This window comes from Kitasatospora sp. CMC57, from assembly GCF_045866025.2.
Lineage (GTDB): Bacteria > Actinomycetota > Actinomycetes > Streptomycetales > Streptomycetaceae > Kitasatospora.
The window spans coordinates 4,643,863-4,658,695 of record NZ_AP035881.2; the positions used below are offsets into that span (position 1 = coordinate 4,643,863).

Below are 14,833 nucleotides of genomic sequence, written 5' to 3' on the forward strand. Positions count from 1 at the left end.
GCTTGATTGGTCTATGCCACTGGTGCTCCGGCGGGGCAGGATGAGGCCATGGACCTCATCCCCGCCCCGCTGAGCGTCACCTCTCCCGAGCGCGGCGAGTACGCGCTGGACCCCGGCACGACGCTGACCGCCGACCCCGGCCTGGAGGACGTCGAGTCCTGGCTCCGCGCCGCGCTCAACTCCGCCGCCGGCCTCCCGCTGCGCCCCGGCCCGGGCGGTGTCGAGCTGCGGCTCGACGGGTCGCTCGCCCCGGAGGCGTACCGGCTCTCGGTGAGCCCGGACGGCGTCCGGCTGTCGGCGGGTGCCCCGGCGGGGGCCTTCCTCGGCGTTCAGACGCTCCGTCAGCTGCTCGGCCCCGACGCCTACCGCCGCGCCCCGCTGCGTCGTACCGGCTGGGTGCTGCCGTACACCGAGATCGAGGACGCGCCCCGGTTCGGCTGGCGCGGGGTGCTGCTGGACGTGTCGCGGCACTTCCTGCCCAAGGCTGACGTGCTGCGCTTCCTGGACCTGATGGCCGTCCACAAGCTCAACGTGCTGCACCTGCACCTGACGGACGACCAGGGCTGGCGGATCGAGATCAAGCGCTACCCGAGGCTCACCCAGGTGGCCTCCTGGCGGGAGCGCTCGATGGTCGGCTTCCGGGCCGCCGAGCGCCGCAACGAGGAGCCGCACGGCGGTTTCTACACCCAGGACGACCTGCGCGAGATCGTCGCGTACGCGGACGCCAGGCACATCACCGTGGTCCCGGAGATCGACCTGCCGGGCCACTCGCAGGCCGCGATCTCGGCCTACCCCGAACTCGGTAACACCGATGTGGTGGACACCGCCGGGCTCTCGGTCTGGACGGACTGGGGGATCAGCGACAACGTGCTGAACGTCTCCGAGCCGACCCTGCGGTTCTTCGAAGGGGTGCTGGAGGAGGTGCTGGAGATCTTCCCCTCGCAGTTCGTCCACCTCGGCGGTGACGAGTGCCGCAAGGAGCAGTGGAAGCTCAGCCCGGCCGCGCAGCGCCGGATCGAGGGGCTCGGGCTCGCCGACGAGGAGGAGTTGCAGAGCTGGTTCATCGGGCACTTCGACAGCTGGCTGGCCGAGCGCGGCCGACGGCTGATCGGCTGGGACGAGATCCTGGAGGGCGGCCTCGCACCCGGTGCGGCGGTCTCCTCCTGGCGCGGCTACCAGGGCGGGGTGGCGGCCGCGAAGGCGGGCCACGACGTGGTGATGTGCCCCGAGCAGCACGTCTACCTGGATCACCGGCAGGCGGCCGGGGAGGACGAGCCGATCCCGGTCGGCTTCGTCCGCACGCTGGAGGACGTCTACCGGTTCGAACCGGTCCCGGCCGAGCTGGACGCCGCTGCGGCCGCCCGGGTGATCGGCACCCAGGCCAACCTGTGGACCGAGTTCATGAACGACGCCCGGGACGTCGACTACCGCGCCTTCCCCCGGCTGGCCGCGTTCGCCGAGGTGGCCTGGTCGGACCTGCCGCGCGAGCCCGCCGCCCGCGACTGGCCGGACTTCGAACGCCGGATGGCCACGCACTACGCCCGCCTGGACGCGCTCGGCGTGGAGTACCGCCCGCCGGCCGGGCCGCACCCCTGGCAGCGCCGCCCGGGGGTGCAGGGACGCCCGTCCGACGGGCCCGGGAACTAGAGGTTCCGCCGGCGGGGGCCCGGCGTCGCGGCGCCCGGACTGTCTCCCCCACCCTTCGGGCGGGAGGTGCCCCCTCGGACGGCTTCTCCTCGGTCGCCGATGCTCCGCATGGACTTCCTCGCCGGCACCGCCCGGACTCGGCCCGGACGCCGCTCCTTCATTCGGGCCCCCGCCGGCGGAACCTCTGAACCCGGCCCGTACGTCAACAACAGGTGAAGTTCCGATCCGGGGCCGACCGGATCGGATCGTTCGCTGCCTGGATTCGTCCGAGATTCTCCCCGCCTGTCCGTCCCCCGGGAAATGATCACCAAGCTTTGTGTGCCAGAGTTGCCCAACCCGCCCCGATCGCCCGTACCCTACGGGCCAGGCCGCACCGCCGGGAGACGGCGGGCAGTTGATGAGCAAGTGGAGCACGGTGGATTCCTGGTGAACCGGACGATCATGCTGCCGGCCTCGCTCGACGAGGCTGTCGAGGCGCTCGCCGCCACTCCCGGCGCGGTGCCGGTGGCCGGTGCCACCGACCTGATGGAGGCGGTCAACGCGGGCCGGCTCCGTCCGGCCGCGCTGATCGGCCTCGGCCGGATCACCGAACTGCGCGGCTGGCGCTACGAGGACGGCGGCACCGCCGTGCTGGGTGCCGGGCTGACCCACGCCCGGATGGACCGCCCCGACTTCTCGGCGCTGATCCCCGCGCTGGCGGACGCCGCCAGGACCGCAGGGCCGCCGCAGATCCGTAACGTCGGCACGCTGGGCGGCAACATCGCCACCGCCGCCCCCGCCGGGGACACCCTGCCGGTGCTCGCCGCGCTGGAGGCCACCGTCACGCTGGCCAGGGCGGGCGGCACCCGCGAGGTCCCGGTCAGCCACCTGCTCACCGGCCTGGACCCGGTCCGCCCCGGCGAGCTGCTCACCTGGGTGCGCGTCCCGCTGCTGCACGCCCCGCAGGTCTTCCTGAAGGCCACCGGACGCAGCGGCCCGTCCCGGGCCACCGCCTCGGTCGCCCTGGTGCTCGACCCGGCCCGGCGGGCCGTCCGGTGTGCCGTCGGCGCCGTCGCCCCCGTGCCGCTGCGCCCGCTGGAGGCCGAGTCCTGGGTGGCCGGCTGCATCGACTGGGACGCCCGCGGCGACCAGGCCGCCAGCGCCATCGACCCGGCCGCGGCCGCCGCCTTCGGCGAGTACGTGGCAGCGGCCTGCGTGCCCGACGGCATGACCGAGAGCGGCCCCGGGGGGGCGCACGCGGCCGCGATGAGGCTGCGGCGTACGGTATCCGTGCTGGCCCGCCGGGCACTGGGAAGGGCGCTGAAGTGACGGACGACCTCATGGGCGCCGACGTGCGTCCGACCGCCTCGTACACCCTGCGGGTCAACGGCTTCGAACGGCCGGTCAGCGACGCGTGGATCGGCGAGAGCCTGCTCTACGTGCTGCGCGAACGGCTCGGCCTGGCCGGGGCCAAGGACGGCTGCGAGCAGGGCGAGTGCGGGGCCTGCTCGGTGCAGGTGGACGGCCAGTTGGTGGCCGGCTGCCTGGTGCCCGCCGCGCTCGCCTCGGACAGCGAGATCGCCACCGTCGAGGGCCTCTCGGCCGGTGGCACGGCCAGCGACGTGCAGCAGGCGCTCGCCGACTCCGGCGCGGTGCAGTGCGGCTACTGCACCCCGGGGATGGCGATGGCCGTCCACGACCTGCTCCAGCGCAACCACCGGCCCAGCGAGGTGGAGGCCAGGCAGGCGCTCTGCGGCAACCTCTGCCGCTGCACCGGCTACCAGGGCGTGCTCGCGGCGGTGCAGGCCGTGGCCGAGGCGCGCGGCGTGGTCGAGGAGGAGCCCGACGCCGAGCCGGCCGCCGCCGACACCGTCGAGGCCGCTCCGGCGGACGCGCAGCCCGCCCCGGTGCCGCCGACCCAGTCCGCCGCCGATCTGCCGCTGGCCGGTGAACACCCGCTGTACGCCGACTCCGAGGTCTGGGTCGAGGCCGAGCCGGTGGCCCGCGAGTACGCCGCCACCACGCACCAGACCGGGGTCTACGAACCCGAGTACCCCACGCCGTACTACGACCCGGCGCCGTACGACCCGGGCTACGAGGCCCCGTACGAACCGGGCCGGCACGAGGCCACCCCGGCACACGGCACCGCCGCGGACGGCCCGGTCGGCACTCCCGCGCACGGCACGCCGTACTACCCGACCCCGGCGCACGGCACGCCCTTCGACGGGCCGGGCTACGACGCGGTGTACGACGGCACCACCCCGCCCCACGGCATCCGGCTCCCCGAGGACGATCGCGCATGAGCTCGCCCACCGACCTCACCGCCCCGGTCGCGCCCTCGGCCGGCGAACTGCCGGACGGCGCCGAGCCGTTCGGTCTCGGCAGCTCCGCCCCGCGCAGCGACGCGCTGCCCAAGGCGCTCGGCATCTACCCGTACGCCGCCGACCTGTGGGCCGAGGGGCTGCTCTGGGGTGCGGTGCTGCGCTCGCCGCACCCGTACGCCCGGATCGTCTCGATCGACACCAGTGCCGCGCTGGCGCTGCCCGGGGTGCACGCCGTGATCACCGCCGCCGACCTGCCGCCGGGGCCGGAGGGCACCCCCGAGGTCGCCCCGGACGGCCGCGGTTCGGCGGACCGGCCGGTGCTGGCCTCCGGCGTGGTCCGCCATCACGGCGAGCCGATCGCGGCGGTGGCCGCCGACCACCCGGACACCGCCCGGCTGGCCGCCGCGTCGATCGTGGTCGAGTACGAGCCGCTGGAGCCGGTCACCGACCCCGAGCAGTCCTTCAACGTCCCGCCGCTGCACCCCGACGGCAACCTGTTCCGCCACCTGCCGCTGCGCGCCGGCGACCCGGAGGCGGTCGGCGAGGTGATCGTCGAGGGCCTGTACCAGGTCGGCCGGCAGGACCCGGCGCCGATCGGCGCCGAGGCCGGTCTCGCCGTGCCCCGCCCGGACGGTGGCGTTGAGCTGCACCTCTCCTCCACCGACCCGCACGGCGACCGGGACCGCACCGCCGCGAGCCTCGGCCTGGACCCGGACCGGGTCCGGCTGGTGGTCACCGGTGTGCCCGGCGCCACCGCGGACCGCGAGGACCGCTCGTTCCAGGTCACCCTGGCGCTGCTCGCGCTGCGCACCGGCCGTCCGGTGAAGATGACCCTCACCCGCGAGGAGTCGTTCCAGACCCACACCTCCCGGCACCCGGCCCTGCTGCGCTACCGCCACCACGCCGACGCCGAGGGCAGGTTGGTCAAGGTCGAGGCGCAGATCCTGCTGGACGGCGGTGCGTACGCCGAGGTGTCGGCGGAGGCGCTGGCCGCCGCCGCGGCCTTCTCGGTCGGCCCCTACGTCTGCCCGAACGTCTTCGTCGACGCCTGGGCGGTGCGCACCAACAACCCGCCCGCCGGACGGATGCGCGGCGAGGGCGCTCTGCAGACCTGCTTCGCGTACGAGTCCCAACTCGACCAGCTGGCTGTTCAGTTGGGGATCGATCCGGTGGAGGTCCGGCGCCGCAACGCGCTCGCCACCGGGGACCCGATGCCGACCGGACAGGCCGTCACCTGCCCCGCCCCGGTCGCGGTGCTGCTCGACGCGGTCTCCACCGCGCCGCTGCCGCCGCTCCCGCTGGACGACCCGGACAGCGAGTGGCTGCTGCCCGGCGGCCCGGGGGGCGCCGGCGACCCGGCCGCCGTCCGCCGGGGGATCGGCTACGCCGTCGGTATGGTGCACATGCTCGGCGCCGAGGGCGAGGACGAGGTCTCCACAGCGACCGTCCGGGTCAGCGGCGACCACGCCACCGTGATCTGCGCGGCGGTCGACTCCGGGCAGGGCTTCGCCACCCTGGCCCGGCAGATCGTGCAGTCCGTGCTCGGCGTCTCGGAGGTCTACATCGCCCCCGCCGACAGCGACCAGGCCTCGGCAGGACCGTCCGCGCGCGGCCGGCACACCTGGGTCTCCGGCGGCGCGGTGGAGCGGGCCGCGCTGATGGTCAGGCACCAGCTGCTGCAGCCGATCGCGGCCAACTTCGGGATGTCCGTCGAGCTGCTCACGATCGCCGACGGCAAGATCACCTCGTACGACGGCGTGCTGGGCATGCCGGTCACCGAGGCGCTGGAGGGCAAGGAGCTCTGGGCCACCGCCCAGTGCAGGCCGCACCCCACCGAGCCGCTGGACGAGGCGGGTCAGGGCGACGCCTTCGTCTCGATCGCGTTCTGCGCGATGCGGGCGGTGGTGGACGTCGACATCGAGCTCGGTGCCGTCCGGGTGGTCGAGATGACGGTCGCCCAGGACGTCGGCCGGGCCCTGAACCCCCGTCAGATCGAGGACCGGATCGAGGCCGGGGTCGCCCAGGGCGTCGGGCTCGCCCTGCTGGAGGACCTGCGCACCGAGGGCGGCCGCCTGGTCAACCCCTCGCTCACCGGCTACCGCCTGCCCACCGCCCTGGACACCCCCGAGGTCAGGATCGCCGCCCTGATCGAGGACCGCGACGTGGTCGCCACCTTCGGCGCCAAGGCCGTCAGCGCCGTCCCCGCCGTGGTGGCCCCGGCCGCCGTGGCCGCCGCCGTCCGGGCCGCCACCGGGCTGCCGGTCGGACGGCTGCCGATCCTGCCCGAGGACGCGACGGTCGGCTGACGGGCGTCCTGGTGTCCTGCTCCGTGCAGGTGGCTGACGGGTCGTCGGACCGCCTGGTTAGGGTGTTCCCCGGTAAGGCGGTCTGAACGGGGAACGGGCGGGGGTCCGGATGCGGGACGTGAACATCACCACCGGCGGGGTGCGCAGGGTGGGCGACAGCATGGGGGAGTTGAGCCGGCAGACCAAGAGCCGGCTCTCCGGTGCGCTGGACTCCAGCGAGACCGCCGGCACGCTGGACCCGGGCTGGTCCTCGGCGGCCACCCTGCGGGAGTGCGCGGGGGACTGGGAGCGCCACATGGTGCTGCTGGCCGACCGCCTGCAGCGGCTCTCCGAGCAACTGCACGGCTCGGCCGACGAGTACGACGCGGCCGACGCCGAGGCGGACGCCCGGATGCGGGCCGCGATGAGCGACCTCGGCAAGGTGTGAGCGCCGTGATCACCTTCGCCGATCTCAGGAACGCCCGCCCCGCGCAGTGGCAGACCGCCGCCGAGGACTGGCTCTCGCTGTCCAAGCACGCGCTGCAGGCCGCCGAGGACGTCCGTGGCCAGGGCAGCCGCCCGCTGGCCGAGAACTGGACCGACGCGGTCGGGCAGCAGGCCGCCGCCGACCTCAAGGACATCGCCGACCGGCTGGAGGCCGGCGCGGACCTCATGCGCGGCGTCACGATGGTGCTGGACGGCCTCGCCTCCGCCATGGAGTACGCGCAGCGGACGCTGAACCACGCGCTGGAACTCGCCGAGCTCCACCACATCACGGTGGACCAGGACGGCAACACCTCCACCCAGGGCGACGGCGTCACCACCGAGAAACTCGTCCACCTCAACGACGTCTCGGACCTCATCAAGGAGGCGCTCCGCCAGGCCCGCGAGGCCGACGCGCTCGCCGAGCCGCAGCTGCGCACCCTGATGGGCGAGACGTACGAGTCCGACCCGGCCAAGGCGTTGGACGACGCACAGACCGCCGCCTCGCACACCCAGATGGAGATCCTCTCCCGCAGCATCCCCGACGGCACCGACCCGCAGGTGGTCCGGGACTGGTGGGCCGGTCTGACGCCGCAACAGCAGCACGAACTGATGCGGGCCGAGCCGGTGCGGATCGCCAACCTGAACGGCATCCCGACGGACGTCGAGCTCGACCTGCGCGGCCGGGACGGCAAGTACGACCGGGTCAGGCAGGTCCAGTGGGCGCTGGACCACTGGGACGACACGTCGATCGACAAGCTCGACAACAACTGCACCAACTTCGCCTCCGAGTCACTGCGGCAGGGCGGCGTCAAGGAGAAGCCTGACACCGGCTGGGGCCCCGGCTGGTCCGACGACAGCTGGGGGCGCGACGACGACGCCGACTCCGGCTGGCTCGACGAGCGGACGGACTGGTCCAAGAGCTGGGGCGCCGCCGAGAACCTGCAGAACTTCATTCTGCAGAACGGCGGTTACGAGGTTCCCGCCTCGCAGGCGATGCCCGGCGACCTGGTCTTCTACGAGCAATCCGGCGACAACGAGCACATCGAGAAGGGCAACACCCACCACGCCGCCGTGGTCACCGCCGTCACCCCCGACGGCGACGTCAAGTACACCCAGCACACCACCTCCCGCCAGAACGTCAGCCTGGACGGCCGCCTCCCCGCGACGGAGAAGGCCGAGGGCGAGCAGAAGATCCGGATCGTACGGGTCTCCCCGGGGTGGTACTGATGACGCCGACCCGGTCCGGCTCCCTCGGCCTGTCCGCCGCCGCCCTGGGGGGCGTCGCGGTGTGGTGGTTCAGCACGGCGTACGACGAACGGCACCGCGCGGTGCTGGCGAGCTGCCTCGACCTGCCGGCCAACACCGGTATGCGGGTGGGGGCTTGGGGCGTACTGGGGTTCGGCGTGGTCGCGGTGGCGCTGCCGCTGGGACAGCGGCTGCTGGGCCGGGCCCGGCTCGGTGTGTTGGCGGTGCTGGCGATGGTGGCCGGCGTGGCGCTGGTGGGGACGGGGGTCTTCCTGGTCACCGACACGCTCGACGCGGGGACGGGGCGGCGGCTGTGTTCGGGGGCTGCGCCGCTGGGGTTCGACGGCCGCTCAGACAGGTACTCGGAATGAGGTCTCACATTATGCGTACTCGACGATTCGTCAGCGGGGTGGCGTTGGCGGTGCTCCCGCTGACACTCGCGTCCTGCTCGATGATCAGCCAGGCCACCGGGCACCCGACCGCGGTCGATCTGCCGGTGGAGCCCGAGACGCCGGACACCGGCACGGCCGCCGGTCCGGTGACGGTGCAGAAGCGGACCCAGACGGTGCAGATGTGCTCAATCTTCACCGCGGAGGACATCAACAAGGCCACCAACGACGAGATGGAGGGCCAGAAGGACCCCGGCAACTACTGCGTGGTCTCCACGAAGAAGTCCATGCTGGCGATCATGGTGCAGGCCATCCGCTACGAACAGGGCGTCCAGCACCAGGAGGGCGGCAGCACGAAGCTCCGCTTCGGCGGCAACCAGGCGTCCCAGAAGCTGACCAAGGCCAGCGGCAAGAACCTCGACTCCTGCGACATTGTGGTGCAGCTGAACAGCGTCAACGAGTTCGGCGACAACGCCGTGGACGTCGAGATCACTAACTACGACAAGGCGACCAAGCCGGACGTCTGCGGTGTCGCCCGGAAGATCACCCAGATGATCTTCGACAAGATCCCGAACGCATCCTGAGGGCTCACCTACGGCATCGCACTTCGCCTGTGGTGAAGGCGTGCAGAGGCGTGGGGTTCTGCCCATGTCAGGTAGTCGGGCGATACGATCGAGCGGTGCGTGCCTGCACGGCGCGCACCGCAGTCTCCAACTGACGGGGTAACGGGGTAGGGATGACGCTCACCAGGACCATGCGCGCGCTCGGCGCCACCACGCTGGCCGCCGGGTTGCTGTTGACCACGGCGCCGCTGGCCTCTGCCGACCAGGTACGGGACGGGCAGTGGGTCATCCAGCAGTACGGCCTGGAGAAGGCCTGGGGGGTGAGCACGGGCGAGGGCGTGAAGGTGGCCGTCATCGACGAGGGTGTCGACCCCACCCACGTGGATCTGGCGGGTCAGGTCCTCCCTGGCTTTGATCCGGCCGGCCAAGGGCGGGAGAAGGCGCCGACGGATGACCACGGCACCTCGATGGCCAGCATCATCGCCGGAAAGGGCCACGGCGGCGGAGAAGGTGTGGTCGGCGTGGCTCCGGGGGCCAAGATTCTTCCAATCTACAAGGCCACTGCCGACGCGGCGGACGCCATCCCGGAAGGCATTCGCTGGGCGGCGGACAATGGCGCGAAGGTCATCAACATCTCGCAGGGAAGTCAGGGCCCCGGTACATCCCGGTACAGCGATGCGATCGCCTACGCGACGGCGAAGGACGTTCTGATCGTCGTGGCATCCGGGAACGACGGCAGCTCCAAGGTCTCGAGCCCTGCCAACCTCCCTGGTGTGATGGCGATCGGCGCAGTTGGCAAGGACGGCAAGGTCCGAGCCAAGTCGAACTCCGGTCCGGAGCTGATGCTCACCTCGCCCGGCGACGAGATCGTCTCGGCCGGCAACTGCTCCGGAAGCAAGTACTGCATCGGCAACGGCACATCCGACGCGACTGCGTTCGTTGCAGGTGCCGCTGCCCTTGTACGGGCGAAGTACCCGGACCTGACGGCCGGACAGGTGGCGAACCGGCTGGTGAAGTCGGCCAAGGTGCCTGCTTCCTTGAGTGGCGCCAAGCTGCCGGACGCGCACTACGGCTATGGGGTGGTCCAGCCGTACGAGGCCCTTACCCAGAACATTCCGGCCGGTTCGCCGCAGGGACCGCTGGCCAAGGCTGCCGGTTCGAGCGGCTCCGCCAGTCCGGCGGGAACGGCCCCAGGCAGTACGACTCCTGGAGCAGGTACGGGCGCGGCGGACATTTCCGAGCCGGAGAGCTTCTCGATCATCGGTAAGGGCCTTGCCATCGCGGCAGTTGCGCTGCTGGTGTTCGCGCTGTTGGTCGTAATTCTGATCGTGGTCCTGGTTAAGGCGTCGAAGCGCCGCCGGGCCGCCCAGGTGCCCCAGCCCGGACCAGCGCCGTACGGGTACCCGCAGGCTCAGCCGCCGTATCCGAACCAGCCGTACGGCAACCAGCCTCCGCCGCCGGGGCAGCCGCCCTACGGTAGCCAGCCATCGCAGCAGCCGCCGTACCAGAATCCGTACGGTCCTGGTGGCAACCAGTAACGCTGAGGGTGTGTCAGCACGCCTCAAGTAAGCGATACGATCGAACGCCCTGGTTCGTCAGCAGCCGACGGACCAGAGCGAGTTCATCACCCGCCGGAGCCAATGCCAGACGGGGAAGCAGCGACACTCCAGGGGGAGGAGCCGTATGTCGGACGGATATCAGGTCAACACCGACGAGTTGGAGGCGGTCGTCAAGCGACTGCGGGCGCTCCAGCAGAACATCGGTCAGACCGCAGACAAGACCAAGTACAACACCGTAGTCGAGCCGGGCCACTTCGGTGGAAGCTTCTCCGAGGCCAGTGCGCTGTACAGCGCGCACAGCGGCATGCAGAGCTTCCTTACTCAGACGATCACCGATCTGAACAACCTGATCAACGACTTCGGTGACAAGACCAAGATGGTCACCGACAACTACCGGAGCATCGAGGAAGACCAGAAGTCCGTCATGAACAGCCAGCAGAAGGCGGTCTGACATGTCAGGCAAGACGAACTTCGAAGGTGAATCCCTCATCCCGCTCAAGAACATGCTGCAGGGAGCCAACCCCGGCCGTCTGAAGGAGGTCGCGGACCACTGGAAGAACGTTGACGCCGAACTCCGGTCCGCGGCTGATGACCTGAAGCGGGCCGTCGAGCACGCCACGCAGAACTGGCAGGGGAAGGCAGCCGATGGCTTCGTCGCCCGGGCCAACGTTCTCCACACCAACCTGACCAACACCGCTGCGCACGCGGTACGCACGTCCTCGGCGATGAGCTACGCAGGGCAGGCGCTGGAGCAGGGCAAGTCGACGATGGACGCGATCGATGTTCCCAGCTCCTTCGAGAGCGGGATGAAGTGGGTCGGCGACCTCGGTGAGCGCTCGGACGCTCAGTTCAAGGCTGACCTCGCCAGCGGGATGGACCGCGCCAGCGCAGTCAACAAGAACTACGACGAGTTGTCCGCCACCGAGATCGCGCACCAACGGGCGATCGTCGTGATGGAGCACTTGGCCCCGCAGTACACCGAGGCTGCCGCGTATCTCGACCCGCCGAGCAAGCAGGGCGAGGATCCGAGTAAGCCGTATCCGCCTGCTCCGGTCGGTCCTCATCCCCCGATCGATCCGCCGACGCCCCCGCCGCACATCAAGCAGCCGGTCGACCCGAACGGCCCCGGTGGCGGCGATCAGAAGACGCCGACGCCTCCGGGGGGGCCGGTGATCCCCCGGGGTGACGAGAAGCTGGTCACCCCGCCGAACACGGTGTATCCGGGGATTCACCAGCTGCCGCCGGACGGCAAGGTGCCGGGCTGGGTGCCCGGGACCGGGATCGACGGTGGCGTGCAGGTGCCGACGGGGTCGACGTTGCCGCGGCCCGGGATCGATCTGCCGGGTGGCAGTGGGATCGGGGCCGGTGGCGGCACCGGCGGTGGCACGGGTGGTGGCGGTATCGGGGGCTTCCCTGGTGGCGTCGGTGGGCTGCCGGGCGGCGGGGGCCGTGCCGGTGGCGGTATCAGTGGTGGTGGCCGGAGCGGCGGCGGGCTCGCCGGTGGCGGTGCGGGTGGCCGGGCCGGTGGCCTGGGTGCTGGTGCGGCCGGAGGTGCCGGTGCGGCTGGTGGCGCTGGTGCTGGGCAGGGCCGTGGTGGTGCGTCCGGTATGGGTGGCATGGCCGGTGGCGGCGCGGCCGGTGGCAAGGCCGGCGGCGGCAAGCCGAGCCTGGTCCGCAAGGCGGGCGGTGCGGTCGGTGGTGCGAAGGCGGGCGGCGCGAGCGGCCGGGCCTTCACCCAGGGTGGTTCCGGTCTCGGCCAGAGCGGCCAGGGCCGTGGCGGTGCGGCCGGTGCGGGCGGTATGCCCGGGGGCCACGCCGGCGGGAAGAAGAAGGACAAGAACGGCAATCGTCCCGACTACCTGGTCGAGGACGAGGACACCTGGCGTTCCGGCGGCAAGGCCAACCCGCCGGTGATCGAGTAGCGGGTGGTCCGGTCCGAGTGACGGCCCGGCCGCGGGGGAGACCCCGTGGCCGGGCCGTTCCCGTTCACGCGGGGATTCCGGGCAGCACGGAAGAATACGCCGAATTCCCCCCGCGCAGGGGAATTCGACGCATCCGGCAAAGAGGCCATGACGGGAATCGAACCCGTGTAAACCGCTTTGCAGGCGGTTCCCTAAGCCACTCGGGCACACGGCCGTGAAGGTGTGACGGCAGGTCAGAGCCAGCTGTCGACAAGGGGGGAGCGTCAGCGACAGGACCGACAACAGGGAGCGGCACAGGTGCGGGGCATCGAGATCGCCGCCGTCTCCCTGCTCATGGCCTGCTCCTGTCGTCGTGACCCGGATCGACCGGGCGCGCTGTTCGTGAATTCATGGTGCCCGAATGCACGGTCCCGCGTCAATATCCGAATATGAATTCCGTGTGTCGGCCGTGCTAGCCTCGAACGCAGGCGAGTGATCGCCCCCGGACGAGACGCGCCGTACCCGGTCCGACAAGACGACGCAGTAGTGAAGTGACACCTACTGCGAGGAGTGCTCGTCATGGCCTGGGTCGTTCTGATCATCGCCGGTGTGCTGGAGACGGTGTGGGCGGTCGCCCTGGAGGCGTCCAAGGGGTTCTCGCGGCTGGTGCCGAGCGTGGTGTTCGGGGTCGCGCTGGTGCTGAGCATGGGCGGGCTGGCGTACGCGATGAAGTCGATCCCGCTCGGTACGGGGTACGCGGTCTGGGTCGGGATCGGCGCGATCGGTACCGCGCTGTATGGCATGGCGGCGATGGGGGATGCGGTGTCGGCGGCCCGGATCACCTGTCTGGTGCTGATCCTGGGCGGAGTGGTCGGGCTCAAGGTGCTGCACTGACCGAGGGGCGTAGGACCAGCGACGGAGGCCGGGGCGACTGCAGGTCAGGAGTCACTTGGGCCAACGGCACTTACCATGAGGGGCATGACCACAGCCACCTCCGCCTCCGTCGAGACCGTCCCCGAACCACCCTCGCAGGGTGGCGTGCTGAGCGGCCCGTACCGGGCGCTCACCCTCGGGATCGTCTCGGTCGTCCTGCTGCTCGCCTTCGAGGCGACGGCGGTGAACACCGCGATGCCGGAGGCGGCCAGGCAGTTGGACGGGCTCGGGCTCTACGCCTTCGCATACTCGGGGTACTTCACCTCGACGCTGTTCGCGCTGGTGGTCTCGGGGCAGTGGTCGGACCGGCGGGGGCCGATGGGGCCGCTGTTCACCGGGATCGCGGTGTTCGGGGCAGGTCTGGTGCTGGCCGGGGCGGCGACGAACATGTGGATGTTCCTGGCCGGCCGGGTGGTGCAGGGGCTCGGCGGCGGCCTGGTGATCGTGGCGCTGTACGTGGTGGTCGGGCGGGCGTTCCCGGAGCGGCTCCGGCCGGCCGTGTTCGCGGCCTTCTCGGCGGCCTGGGTGCTGCCCTCGATCCTCGGGCCGCTGATCTCGGGTGCGGTGACCCAGCACCTGGGCTGGCGCTGGGTGTTCCTGGCGGTGCCGGTGCTGATCCTGCTGCCGCTGGTGGTGATGGGCCCCGCCCTGCGCCGGTCGGAGCGTGCCGAGCGGGCCGGGCGTGCCGAGCAGGGGCAGCCGTCGCGGCGCGGTGCGGAGTTCGACCTCCGGCGGACCGGTCTGGCGGCTATGGCGGCGGTCGGTGCCGCGCTGCTGCAGTACGCGGGCCAGCGACGCGACCTGCCCGGACTGGTTCCGGCGGTAGTGGGTGCGGCGCTGCTGGGGCCGGCCGTGCTGCGGCTGCTGCCCGCCGGGGCGCTGCGGGTGGCCCGGGGGCTGCCGACGGTGATCGTGCTGCGCGGGGTGGCGGCGGGGGCCTTCTTCACGGCCGAACTGTTCATCCCGCTGATGATGGTCACCCAGCGGCACCTGTCGCTGACCATGGCCGGACTGACCCTGACCAGCGGCGGGCTGTCCTGGGCGCTCGGCTCCTGGCTGCAGGGGCGCCCGGCGGCGGACCGGCACCGGGAGGCGCTGATCCGGTTGGGCTTCCTGCTGACGGCGGTGTCGATCGCGGGCGCGGCGCTGGTGCTGATCCCGGCGGTGCCGGTCTGGGTGGCGGCGGTGTCCTGGGCGGTCGGCGGGGTCGGGATGGGACTGGCGGTGGCCAGTATCAGCGTGCTGATGATGAAGCTCTCCAAGCCGGAGGAGGCCGGGGTCAACTCGGCCTCGCTCCAGCTCAGCGACGCGCTCGGGAACGTCGCGCTGGCCGGTCTGGCGGGCGTGCTGTTCGCGGCGCTCGGCGGCGGCTCGGTGGCTGCCACGGGCGCGGCGGCAACTGCGGCGGCGACGGCAACGCAGGCCGGCGTGCCGGTCGCACCGTTCGCGTTGATCTTCGCGGTGATGACCGGAGTGGCCCTGCTCGGCGCCGCGCTCACCGGCCGGGTGAAGAGCTGAGCTG

Annotated in this window: 13 protein-coding genes, 1 tRNA gene and 1 riboswitch; of the genes, 13 read left to right on the top strand and 1 reads right to left on the bottom strand. The window is 71.7% G+C overall.

The features are described 5' to 3' along the window. Positions 1–48 precede the first annotated feature (48 nt). From ACKUU6_RS20835 to ACKUU6_RS20885, 11 genes are all read left to right on the top strand, one after another. Positions 49–1,647 carry a beta-N-acetylhexosaminidase gene (locus ACKUU6_RS20835; RefSeq protein WP_407990073.1) on the top strand — a complete coding sequence of 533 codons (1,599 nt, stop codon included), beginning with the start codon at positions 49–51 and terminating at the stop codon, positions 1,645–1,647. A 441-nt stretch (positions 1,648–2,088) separates the two neighbouring features. Further along, entirely contained in the window at positions 2,089–2,955 is an 867-nt protein-coding gene (locus ACKUU6_RS20840; RefSeq protein ID WP_407992184.1) for an FAD binding domain-containing protein, read from the top strand. Further along, entirely contained in the window at positions 2,952–3,929 is a 978-nt protein-coding gene (locus ACKUU6_RS20845) for a (2Fe-2S)-binding protein (protein WP_407990074.1), read from the top strand. The genes ACKUU6_RS20840 and ACKUU6_RS20845 overlap by 4 nt, the downstream gene beginning before the upstream one ends. Beyond that, complete coding sequence (locus ACKUU6_RS20850; protein WP_407990075.1) at positions 3,926–6,256, top strand: xanthine dehydrogenase family protein molybdopterin-binding subunit; 2,331 nt, start codon at positions 3,926–3,928, stop codon at positions 6,254–6,256. The genes ACKUU6_RS20845 and ACKUU6_RS20850 overlap by 4 nt, the downstream gene beginning before the upstream one ends. A gap of 118 nt (positions 6,257–6,374) precedes the next feature. Then, positions 6,375–6,683: a hypothetical protein gene (locus ACKUU6_RS20855; protein WP_407990076.1), complete on the top strand. Its 309-nt coding sequence runs from the start codon at positions 6,375–6,377 to the stop codon at positions 6,681–6,683. Between the two features lie 5 nt (positions 6,684–6,688). Next, the gene (locus ACKUU6_RS20860; RefSeq protein ID WP_407990077.1) at positions 6,689–7,948 is read left to right on the top strand and encodes an amidase domain-containing protein; all 1,260 of its coding nucleotides are present in this window, start codon (positions 6,689–6,691) and stop codon (positions 7,946–7,948) included. Next, positions 7,948–8,337, top strand: coding sequence for a hypothetical protein (locus tag ACKUU6_RS20865; protein ID WP_407990078.1), 390 nt, complete (start codon positions 7,948–7,950; stop codon positions 8,335–8,337). The genes ACKUU6_RS20860 and ACKUU6_RS20865 overlap by 1 nt, the downstream gene beginning before the upstream one ends. Positions 8,338–8,348: 11 nt before the next feature. Further along, positions 8,349–8,939 (top strand): hypothetical protein, encoded by a 591-nt coding sequence (locus tag ACKUU6_RS20870; RefSeq protein WP_407990079.1) that lies wholly within the window; start codon positions 8,349–8,351, stop codon positions 8,937–8,939. 152 nt (positions 8,940–9,091) lie between these two features. Continuing rightward, a complete protein-coding gene (locus ACKUU6_RS20875; protein ID WP_407990080.1) occupies positions 9,092–10,456 on the top strand; it encodes a S8 family serine peptidase in 1,365 nt (454 codons plus the stop codon). Positions 10,457–10,601: 145 nt separating this feature from the next. Beyond that, positions 10,602–10,928 (top strand): hypothetical protein, encoded by a 327-nt coding sequence (locus ACKUU6_RS20880; protein ID WP_407990081.1) that lies wholly within the window; start codon positions 10,602–10,604, stop codon positions 10,926–10,928. Position 10,929: 1 nt separating this feature from the next. Further along, positions 10,930–12,399: a WXG100 family type VII secretion target gene (locus tag ACKUU6_RS20885; protein WP_407990082.1), complete on the top strand. Its 1,470-nt coding sequence runs from the start codon at positions 10,930–10,932 to the stop codon at positions 12,397–12,399. Between the two features lie 142 nt (positions 12,400–12,541). On the opposite strand, the gene ACKUU6_RS20890 is transcribed toward ACKUU6_RS20885, so the two are convergent. Beyond that, positions 12,542–12,613, bottom strand: a tRNA-Cys gene (locus tag ACKUU6_RS20890). 248 nt (positions 12,614–12,861) lie between these two features. Beyond that, positions 12,862–12,923: riboswitch (guanidine-III (ykkC-III) riboswitch) on the top strand. 34 nt (positions 12,924–12,957) lie between these two features. On the opposite strand from ACKUU6_RS20890, the gene ACKUU6_RS20895 reads away from it, so the two are divergent. Both ACKUU6_RS20895 and ACKUU6_RS20900 read left to right on the top strand, forming a co-directional pair. Continuing rightward, entirely contained in the window at positions 12,958–13,272 is a 315-nt protein-coding gene (locus ACKUU6_RS20895) for a DMT family transporter (RefSeq protein ID WP_407990083.1), read from the top strand. Between the two features lie 75 nt (positions 13,273–13,347). Further along, positions 13,348–14,829: an MFS transporter gene (locus tag ACKUU6_RS20900; protein ID WP_407990084.1), complete on the top strand. Its 1,482-nt coding sequence runs from the start codon at positions 13,348–13,350 to the stop codon at positions 14,827–14,829. Positions 14,830–14,833: the final 4 nt, after the last annotated feature.

Excerpts from the sequence above, each read along its gene's own strand:
- ACKUU6_RS20880 (WP_407990081.1), top strand. The coding sequence starts at position 10,602 with ATGTCGGACGGATATCAGGTCAACACCGACGAGTTGGAGGCGGTCGTC.
- ACKUU6_RS20870 (WP_407990079.1), top strand. The coding sequence starts at position 8,349 with ATGCGTACTCGACGATTCGTCAGCGGGGTGGCGTTGGCGGTGCTCCCG.
- ACKUU6_RS20900 (WP_407990084.1), top strand. The coding sequence starts at position 13,348 with ATGAGGGGCATGACCACAGCCACCTCCGCCTCCGTCGAGACCGTCCCC.
- ACKUU6_RS20840 (WP_407992184.1), top strand. The coding sequence starts at position 2,089 with ATGCTGCCGGCCTCGCTCGACGAGGCTGTCGAGGCGCTCGCCGCCACT.
- ACKUU6_RS20885 (WP_407990082.1), top strand. The coding sequence starts at position 10,930 with ATGTCAGGCAAGACGAACTTCGAAGGTGAATCCCTCATCCCGCTCAAG.
- ACKUU6_RS20835 (WP_407990073.1), top strand. The coding sequence starts at position 49 with ATGGACCTCATCCCCGCCCCGCTGAGCGTCACCTCTCCCGAGCGCGGC.
- ACKUU6_RS20850 (WP_407990075.1), top strand. The coding sequence starts at position 3,926 with ATGAGCTCGCCCACCGACCTCACCGCCCCGGTCGCGCCCTCGGCCGGC.
- ACKUU6_RS20865 (WP_407990078.1), top strand. The coding sequence starts at position 7,948 with ATGACGCCGACCCGGTCCGGCTCCCTCGGCCTGTCCGCCGCCGCCCTG.
- ACKUU6_RS20875 (WP_407990080.1), top strand. The coding sequence starts at position 9,092 with ATGACGCTCACCAGGACCATGCGCGCGCTCGGCGCCACCACGCTGGCC.
- ACKUU6_RS20895 (WP_407990083.1), top strand. The coding sequence starts at position 12,958 with ATGGCCTGGGTCGTTCTGATCATCGCCGGTGTGCTGGAGACGGTGTGG.